Genomic DNA, 8575 nt, shown 5'->3' on the forward strand with positions numbered 1-8575 from the left:
GCGTGTCTTCACGCTTCTTGACCGCGCCGCCGAGGCCGTTGGAGGCGTCGAGGATCTCGTTGGTCAGCCGGTCCGTCATCGACTTCTCGCGACGGGCCTTGGCGTAGGAGGTGAGCCAGCGGAGCGCGAGCGTGTTCGCGCGGTGCGGCTTGACCTCGACCGGGACCTGGTAGGTCGAGCCGCCGACGCGGCGGCTCTTGACCTCGATGGTCGGGCGGACGTTGTCGAGGGCCTTCTTCAGCGTGACGACGGCGTCCTGGCCGTTCTTGGCCGCGACGGCCTCGAGCGCGCCGTAGACGATGCGCTCGGAGAGGCCCTTCTTGCCGTCGACCAGGATCTTGTTGACCAGCTGGCTGACGACGGGGGCGGAGTAGACCGGGTCGGCGACGACCGGGCGCTTCGGGGCGGGTCCTTTACGAGGCATTACTTCTTGTCCATCTTCGCGCCGTAGCGGCTGCGAGCCTGCTTGCGGTTCTTCACGGCCTGGGTGTCGAGCGCACCGCGCACGATCTTGTAGCGCACGCCGGGCAGGTCCTTCACCCGGCCGCCGCGGACGAGCACCATCGAGTGCTCCTGGAGGTTGTGGCCCTCACCGGGGATGTACGCGGTGACCTCGGTGCCGTTGGACAGCTTCACGCGCGCGACCTTGCGGAGCGCGGAGTTCGGCTTCTTCGGCGTCGTGGTGTAGACGCGGGTGCAGACGCCGCGCTGCTGCGGGTTCGCCTTCAGCGCAGGCGCCTTGGTCTTGACGACCTTGGGCGTGCGGCCCTTGCGGACCAGCTGCTGGATGGTGGGCACTCTGCTGACTCCTCGCCGCCCTGAGGCGGTTCTCGTTGCTGCGCCGCCCGCACGGGCGGCCGCACACCGGGACGTGCCGGTGTCTGACGGTCGAAGCGGATGACGAGCATCCGCTGGTCCCACAGACTGGGCGGCCGAGAGCCTCCCGTGGGACGTGCTGTGCACCGGACAGCGGCACACACCCGGAAGATGATAGCCGCAGTCCGGAGGGCTGTCGAACACGCCCGGGGCATCCGGCAGCGCCGGGCTGAGCGGGACAGCAGGACAGAACGGCTCGAGCAGGACGAAATCGACCGAATCGTCCTGCTGAATCCGTCTTGTCCTGCTGAACCGCTCGAATCGTCCCGCTGACGCGCTCTCTCCTGCCGCCCGGGGCATCCGGCCGCGCTCAGGGCTCGTCGCGATCCTCCCAGGGCCACCGCGGGCGCCCCGCCCCGGCGGCGCGGGCCCTGACCACGAGCAGCACGATGAACCCAGCGGCCGCGGCGAGCACGGCGTCGACCGCGGTGAACACCGAGGTGGCCGCCCGCCCGAGGGTGAGCACCGCCTCTCCTGGACCGGTGAGCAGAGCGACCGCGGCCGGCACCACGATCAGCAGGACCGCGGCGAGCAACCCGGTCTCGAGCGGCAGCAGCGCGCTGCGCGCGGTGGCGCGGGCCGACCGTGCGGCGACGAGGAGCGTGGCGAGCGCGACGGCCGCGGGCTCGGCGACCGGGCCGGCGCCCGCGACGGGCACCACCTCGAGCCCCGTGCCGAGGCTCACCAGCCCGTTCGCGCCGACGACGGAGGCGGCCCAGCCCAGGGCGACGAGGATCGCGATCCCCGCGCCGGCGCGCCGGTCAGGAGCGCGCGTCGGCGAGCCCCTCCTCGTAGCGCTTGCGCTCGTCCCGGTTGCGCCGCCGCACCCGGATGCCCCTCGACCCGATCGCGAGGCCGGTCCAGAGCATCGTCTCGCGCGCGACGAGGCCGATCAGGATGAACTCCCAGTTCAGGAAGGTCTGCGCGAGCGTGTTCGCGTCGCCCAGCGCGTGCCGGACGATCAGCGAGAAGAGCAGGACCGTCCCGATGTACACGGCGGCGCCGACCAGCAGGCTCGAGAACACGTAGGCCACCCGGCCGGCGCGGCCGGAGATCAGCACGGTGAGGAGGAACAGCAGGAAGAGCAGCAGCACCGGCAGCCAGGCGAGCGCCGTGCCGGCGATCGACTGCAGCTGCGGCACCACCGCGGCCGTTCCGCCGAACACGAGCGCGACGAGCGCGTTCGCGGCGAAGAACAGCACCTGGAAGATCCCCGCCGCGAGCATCACCCAGAAGAATCCGACGATCCGGTTGCCCCGCACCTTCGGCGGCGGCGGCGCGTCCGCCGCGGCGGGCTCGATCGGGGTCGCTGCGGTCGGCGCGACCGGCACCGCGGCGGGCTCGGCTTCTGCGCGCTCGGCGCCGACACGCTCGGCGTCCGGCGCGGTCGCGGGGTCCCGCTCGTCGCTCCGCGGCTGCGGCTCGTCGGTCACCGGCGTCGCCGCGCGGGCCGCGACCGGACGCTGCGGGGCGTCGTCCTGGCGGGCCTCGGGCTCCTCCACCGGATCGGGCGGCACCGAGTCGAGTCGCCGCGTGGCCGGATCGACGGGCTGCTCCGAGCGCCCGGCGGCCGCGTGCACCTCGTCCGCCGAGGGCTCTCCGCGGTCCGCGAGCTCGTCGTCCGTCGGCGGCACCAGCAGCGGCGGCTGCTCCCGGCCGTACCCGGTCTCGGCGGCGGGACGTGCGACGCGCCGATCGTTCTCGGCCGGGGGCTCCCCCGCCGGATCGTTCACCTCGGCCATGTCGGCCCCCTTCGTCGTGGCCGATCGAGCCTACGGGAGAGGATCAGCCCGCGACGCGACGAGCCGTGCTCCTGGCCGAGGCCGGAGCGGTGTCGGAGCGCAGGACCTGCACCTGCACGCCGACGCGGTGACCGGTGTCCTTCGCGGTGACCATGTACGTGCGGGCCGCTGCGCCGGCGATGGCCTTGCCGTCGCGCAGCCACTGGTACGTGACGCGCTGCGGCGTCGCGCGCCAGGTGCCGGCGTGCGCGGTGAGGCGCTTGCCGACGACCGGCGTGCCGCTGACCGTGGTCCGGGCCGCCTGGACGAACAGCCTGCTGCCGCCCAGGAGGTCTCCCGCGTTCACGATGCCGGCGCCGCAGCGCACGGCCGAGCAGCCTGAGCGGGCAGGGAACGGCGTCGCGGTGCCGACGAGCCGTGCGGCGACGTCCGCCGGAGACAGACCGGGCCGGACCGAGAGCAGCAGGGCGACGGCAGCGGCGACGCGCGGCGCCGCCATGCTCGTCCCCTCCGAGGTGCCGATCGCGGGCCGGTTGCGCGACGCCGAGAACGTGGTCGTCGAGGTCCAGGTGTCGCCGACGATCGGGTCGTCCGCCGAGCCGCCGGGTGCGGCGATGGTCGGCGACGCCGCGACGGTGCCGTAGTTGGAGTAACCCGCGAGCGCGCCGGTGCGCGTGCTCGCGGCGACGCTGACGACGCCGGAGCAGTTCGCGGGCGAGGTGTCCGCCATCGGGTCGCCGTCGTTCCCGGCCGCGACGATCACGACGCTGCCGCGCGAGGTCGCGTCCGCGACCGCGGTCTGCAGCGCGTCGGAGCAGGCTCCGCCGGCGGAGCCGAGGGACATCGAGATCACCTTCGCGGGGTTCGCGTTCGCGGGCACGCCGTCGACCGTGCCGCCGGACGCCCACTCGATGGCCGCGATGGTGTCCGACTCCGACCCGCCGCAGGCGCCGAGCACGCGGACCGGCTCGATCGTGACGCCCCGAGCCTGCCCCGTGACGCCGTAGCGGTTGTCCTGCGCGGCGATCTCGCCGGTGACGAAGGTGCCGTGCCAGCTGGCGGACTCCCCGTCCGCGAGGCAGGCGTCGCCCTCGTCGGTCGGGTCGGGATCCCAGCCGCCGCCGTCGCCGGTCTCGACCCCGTCGTCGTCGGAGACGAAGTCGTAGCCGGCGGCGATGCTCGCGCCGGCGAGGTCGGGATGCGGGGTGATGCCGGTGTCCAGCACCGCGACGACCACGCCGGCCGAGCCGGTCGTCGTCCGCCACGCGCGCGGGGCGTCGACCCCGAAGCCGCCCGCGCGCTTCGTGGAGGCGGCGTCCCACAGGTCCCACTGCTGCGGGAAGTAGGTGTCCCTCGTGATCTGCGGCGCCGCCGTGCCGCTCGCGGTGAAGCGGCGGTCGTGGGACGCGTCGTCGACCAGCCTCGACGCCTCGAGCGCCGACGCGGCCGCACCGGGATCGCGGGTGCTGACCGTGACCGCCGCGAGCCCGTGGCCGAGCGCCTCCACCGAGTCGACCTCGATCGACCGGACCGTGGCCTGCAGCTGGGCGCGGGTCGGGACCGACCCGTGCAGCGTCACGACGAGGCGCACGGGGTCGGGCTGCGGCGCCGCGGACGCCGCCGTCGCGGTGCCGCACGCCGCGATGGCGACGAGCGCCACCGCGGCGGCGGTCCTCCCCCTCGAGGACCGGACGGTCACTTCGCGAGCGTGTAGATGTAGCCGGCGATGACGCCGGTGGTGACGCCGGTGGTCTTGTCGAGCTGGGTGGAGACGGTCGTGACCGCGAACACGCGCCGCTGCTGCTGCGCGTCGGTCGCGAAGGCGACGACCCCGCTGGCCGGCCCCTCCACCGTGACCGTGACCGGCACCACGGTGAAGTTCGCCGCGGTGATCGCGGGATCGTTCACACCGAACCAGGGCGACTTCGGGTCGGTCGTCGGAGCCGGAGCCGGAGTCGCGGCCGGCGTCGGGGTCGCTGAAGCCGAGGCGCTCGAGCCGGTGGCGGCCGGAGCGACGGCGGTCGCCTCGGCGACCGGTGCGTACACCGTGGGCGACGAGGGCGCGAAGTCCGTGATGGTGACCCCGTTCACTGCCGCCGCGTCCCGCAGCATCTTCGAGAACGAGTTGATGCGGAAGCTCGGCGGGACGGCCCAGTCGAGGTCGGTCCGCGTGGTCTCGAGCGTCGACTGCGTCGCAGCGACGCGCGTGAGCCGCGCGATCTCGGTGTTCGTCTGCAGGTTCTGCGCCGCGGCCGCCTGGTCCGAGGCGTCGGACGCCGCCGCGGCGGCGAGGTGGGGCTGGATCCCGAGACCGGCTGCGGCGCCGAAGATCGCGACGACGGCGACGACGGCACCGACCGTCCAGATACGGGTGGGGTTCATTTCGACTCCGGGGCGTCAGGGGTGATCGCGGCAGGGCTGAGGTGCATGGTGACCGTGACGGTGACCGCGCCGGTGGAATCGGTCGAGGTCGTGCCGGAGACGTCCGCGTACGCCGGGATGGACCGGAGGCGACGCAGCCAGACCGAGAACTCGTCCCCGATCGAGGACGTGGACAGGGTCATGATCACGGTGGCGGCTCGCCGGGGCTCGACGGCCGTCGTGCCCTGCGCGTAGTCGGCGAGCGGCGACGCGCCCGACGCCTCGATGCCGGTCACGGTGTACCCGCTCGGCTTCTCGGCCTCCATGTCGGCGATCTGCTTGTCCCAGTCGATCGTCGTCGCTCCCCCGACCTTCACCGCGGACCTGCCGAGCGCGATCTCGCGCTCGAGCGCGCGGACGTCGTCGAACTTGTTCAGCTGCCCGGTGAGGATCGACGACTGCTGCGTCGTCGCGGCGAGCCTGGCCTGCGCGTCGCTCTCGACGGTGCTCGCCGCAGCGATGGCGCCTGCCGCGACGACCGCGGCGACGACGACCACGGCGACCAGCCGCCCGCGGTGGCGGGTCGCGGCGCCGGCGTCCCGCACCTCGCTCGGCAGGAGGGACACCTGCGGGACCGTGCCCACGCCCAGACGCGCCGACCGCTTCGGCGCCGCGGAGGTCCGGGCCCGCGAGCGCGCGGACTCCTTGCTCGTGACGGTCTCGGGGGTGCTCATGCCATGCTCCTCAGGGCCAGACCGACTGCGACGGCCGGCGTGACGCCGGCCGCGAGCATCGCGGTCTCGTCGATGCGCGAGCCGATGCTGATGCCGGCGTCTCCTCGCGCGGAGACGACCGGGAGGCCGGTGACGTCGGCGATCTCGCCGGCGAGACCGCGGAGCTGCGCTCCGCCGCCGGACAGGACGACGCCGTCGACGCGGCTGCCCTCGGGGTGCGCGTTCTCGTAGAAGGCGACCGTGGAACGGGCCGCCTGGACGATGTCCCGGGCACCTTCCGCGTTCACCCGGGCCACGAACTCCGACTGCGGGTCCGCCGGGTCCGACTTGATGCCGTAGCGGCGCTTCATGTCGTCGGCGCGGTCTGCCCGGAGGCCGAGCGAGTCGACCAGCGCCGTCGTGAGGTCGTTCCCGCCGTTCGGCAGCATGCGGACGAACTGCGGGATCCCCTTCGCCGTGACGACGACGCTCGTGGACGTCGCACCGACGTGGACGAACAGCTTCACCCCGCCGCGATCGGCGAGCGGCTGCGCGCGGATGATCGCGAACGGGATCAGGTCGACGTCGAGGACCTTGAACCCCGCGCGCTTCGCCGCGCGGATGTTGCTGACGACCGATTCCTTCGTCGCGGCGACGAGCAGACCGCGGAGCATCGGCCCCTCGGCGTCCTCGACCTCCTCGACCGGGTAGAAGTCGAGGACCGCGTGCTCGACCGGCAGCGGCAGCAGCTCGGCCGCTCGGAAGGGCAGCGTCTCCCGCAGCGCCGGGAGGGGCATCGCGGGGACCAGCAGCTCCCGGATCAGCACCTGCTGGCCGCCGATGCCGAGGACGACGTCCTTCGTGCCGAAGCCGGCGGTCCCGCGGAGGTTCTCGAGCGCCGCGACGACGGCGTCCTCATCGACGACGACGCCCTCCCGGATCGCGTCGTACGACACGGGGATCTCGTGGTAGCGGACCAGCGTCGCCGGGTGGCGCCCGTGCTCGGGCTGCACCTCGGCGGCGCGGATCAGGCCGTGACCGAGGTCGAGGCCGACGATCGTCTTGGTCATCGTGCGGTTCGCTTTCGCTGAAGAGCGGTGGATGGAGTCAGTGTCGTGAGTGGATGGCGACCGGGACAGTTCCCAGTTCGAGGAACGCCCGAAGAGGTCACGTCAGGCCCGTCACGGTCAGGTACGCGGCGGCGAGCGGCTCTCCCGCGAGCACGCCGACCCAGGCGCCCGCGAGCATCCACGGGCCGAACGGGATCGCCGTGCGCCGGCCGCCGCGCCGGCTGAGCAGCAGGGCGACGCCGAAGATCCCGCCGAGGAGGAAGCCGGCCGAGATCCCCACGGCGAGCTGCGCGACCCCGAGCTGGCCGAGGAACAGCCCGAGCACGCCGGCGAGCTTCACGTCGCCGAGGCCCATCCCGCCGGGGCGGGCGAACCACAGCACGGCGAAGAGGAGCGCCGCGGCCCCGGATCCCGCGAGTGCGGTGCCGACGGCGGTCGGGTCCCCCCGCAGCAGGTCGACGGCGCCCAGCAGCGCGACACCGACGACGTACGAGGGCAGGACGATGCGATCGGGCAGGCGGCGCACGTCGATGTCGATGGCGGCGAGGGCCACCGATACGGCGCCGAGGTAGAGGAACACGATCCACTCGAGCCCGGCCGCGGCCGCGAGCCGCGGCGACAGGAGGAGCTGCTCGGCGAAGGCCGGCGCGAAGCGCAGGGACACGACGACGAACACGACGCCTGTGATCGCCTCGACGATGGGGTACCGCGCGGAGATCGGCTCCCTGCAGGTGCGGCATCGCGCGTGCAGCAGCAGCCAGGACACCACGGGGACGTTGTCGCGGGCCGTGATGGCGGATCCGCAGCCCGGGCAGGCCGACGGCGGCGAGACCACGGAGAGCCCCGCGGGCACCCGATGGGCGACCACGTTGAGGAAGGAGCCGATCGCGATCCCGAAGGCGGCGGCGAAGGCGAGCAGCACGATCATCAGCCGGGTGCTCCGGTCGATGTGAAGGCGGGCTTGGTCGAGGCGTAGGAGCTGACTCGGAACGACGCGGAGGTCGGCTTGAGGTAGTACGGCGGTGTCACCGCGATGAACCGCTGGTCGTAGCCGTAGTTCTTCGCGTACCCGGTCGCGACCGCCGAGCCCGAGGTGGTGGCGACCGGACCGCGGAACCTCTGCGCGATGGACCCGTTGATGGTGAGCACGCCGCGGTACCCGCCCACGTCGTAGTTCTGCACCTGGAAGGTGTGGATCGGCGACAGGATCGCCGAGTCGATCCGCCGGTTCTGCTGGGTGAGCATCGGCGCTCCACCGCTCATCGGGTTCCAGACGAGCACCCCGTTGTTGCCGACGAGACCGAGCACGTCGTTCGTCGGGGAGCTGTACATGATGTCGCCGGTGGCGTAGACGTAGTTGTCGCTCGCGATCGTGAGCTTCCCCGACAGCGTGCCGGAGACGAAGGCGTCGCCGTTCCGGCAGCCGTAGGCGGGGGTGGTGGTGTCCCAGCTGGTGCCGGTGCCGGTGCTCCTGTCCCAGTTCGTCGCCGGGGTCTCGCCCGCGAGCGGGTAGCGGACGGTTCCGTCGTTGTCCTTCAGGATCCAGCCGGCGCTGCCACTCGATGTCGAAGTCGGCATCGCGCTCGCGTCCGCACCGGTGCAGGTGTACGTCGTATTCGACGGCCAGGACGACGGCATGGTGACCTTCGACGGCACCGCCCCGTCGGGAACACCGGTCGTCGTCGTGGTGAGCACGACGTACTTGTTCGTGGTGTAGAGCGCGAGGGTGCACGTCGTACCGGTCGAGGTCGAGCAGGCGCTGCCGTAGGTGGCCGCGTACGGGACACCGCAGGAGGCCGAGGTCGTCGACGTG

General features: G+C 72.9%; 9 protein-coding genes and 1 pseudogene. All 10 read right to left on the bottom strand.

Translation table 11 applies throughout. From position 1 onward, the window contains the following. Nucleotides 1-424: 30S ribosomal protein S7 (rpsG, locus tag ACFE60_RS15430; RefSeq protein WP_375389752.1), on the bottom strand; the 424-nt coding region annotated here is incomplete at its 3' end. Beyond that, entirely contained in the window at nucleotides 424-798 is a 375-nt protein-coding gene (rpsL, locus tag ACFE60_RS15435) for a 30S ribosomal protein S12 (RefSeq protein WP_055857271.1), read from the bottom strand. The genes rpsL and rpsG, both read right to left, overlap by 1 nt. A gap of 388 nt (nucleotides 799-1186) precedes the next feature. After that, entirely contained in the window at nucleotides 1187-1561 is a 375-nt protein-coding gene (locus ACFE60_RS15440; protein WP_375389753.1) for a hypothetical protein, read from the bottom strand. A gap of 76 nt (nucleotides 1562-1637) precedes the next feature. Further along, a complete protein-coding gene (locus ACFE60_RS15445) occupies nucleotides 1638-2618 on the bottom strand; it encodes a hypothetical protein (protein WP_375389754.1) in 981 nt (326 codons plus the stop codon). Nucleotides 2619-2661: 43 nt separating this feature from the next. Beyond that, a complete protein-coding gene (locus ACFE60_RS15450) occupies nucleotides 2662-4317 on the bottom strand; it encodes a S8 family serine peptidase (protein WP_375389755.1) in 1656 nt (551 codons plus the stop codon). Then, nucleotides 4314-5000, bottom strand: a complete 687-nt coding sequence (locus ACFE60_RS15455; RefSeq protein ID WP_375389756.1) for a hypothetical protein — start codon at nucleotides 4998-5000, stop codon at nucleotides 4314-4316. Before ACFE60_RS15455 ends, ACFE60_RS15450 begins: the two co-directional genes overlap by 4 nt. After that, on the bottom strand, nucleotides 4997-5713 hold the full coding sequence (locus ACFE60_RS15460) for a hypothetical protein (RefSeq protein WP_375389757.1): 717 nt from the start codon (nucleotides 5711-5713) through the stop codon (nucleotides 4997-4999). Before ACFE60_RS15460 ends, ACFE60_RS15455 begins: the two co-directional genes overlap by 4 nt. Beyond that, nucleotides 5710-6762, bottom strand: a complete 1053-nt coding sequence (gene pilM / locus ACFE60_RS15465) for a type IV pilus assembly protein PilM (protein ID WP_375389758.1) — start codon at nucleotides 6760-6762, stop codon at nucleotides 5710-5712. The genes ACFE60_RS15460 and pilM overlap by 4 nt, the downstream gene beginning before the upstream one ends. A gap of 97 nt (nucleotides 6763-6859) precedes the next feature. Next, complete coding sequence (locus ACFE60_RS15470) at nucleotides 6860-7690, bottom strand: prepilin peptidase (RefSeq protein WP_375389759.1); 831 nt, start codon at nucleotides 7688-7690, stop codon at nucleotides 6860-6862. Next, nucleotides 7690-8575 (bottom strand): annotated as a pseudogene (locus ACFE60_RS15475) (hypothetical protein); the annotation flags it as partial. The pseudogene ACFE60_RS15475 and the gene ACFE60_RS15470, both read right to left, overlap by 1 nt.

Source organism: uncultured Amnibacterium sp., from assembly GCF_964245895.1.
GTDB lineage: Bacteria > Actinomycetota > Actinomycetes > Actinomycetales > Microbacteriaceae > Amnibacterium.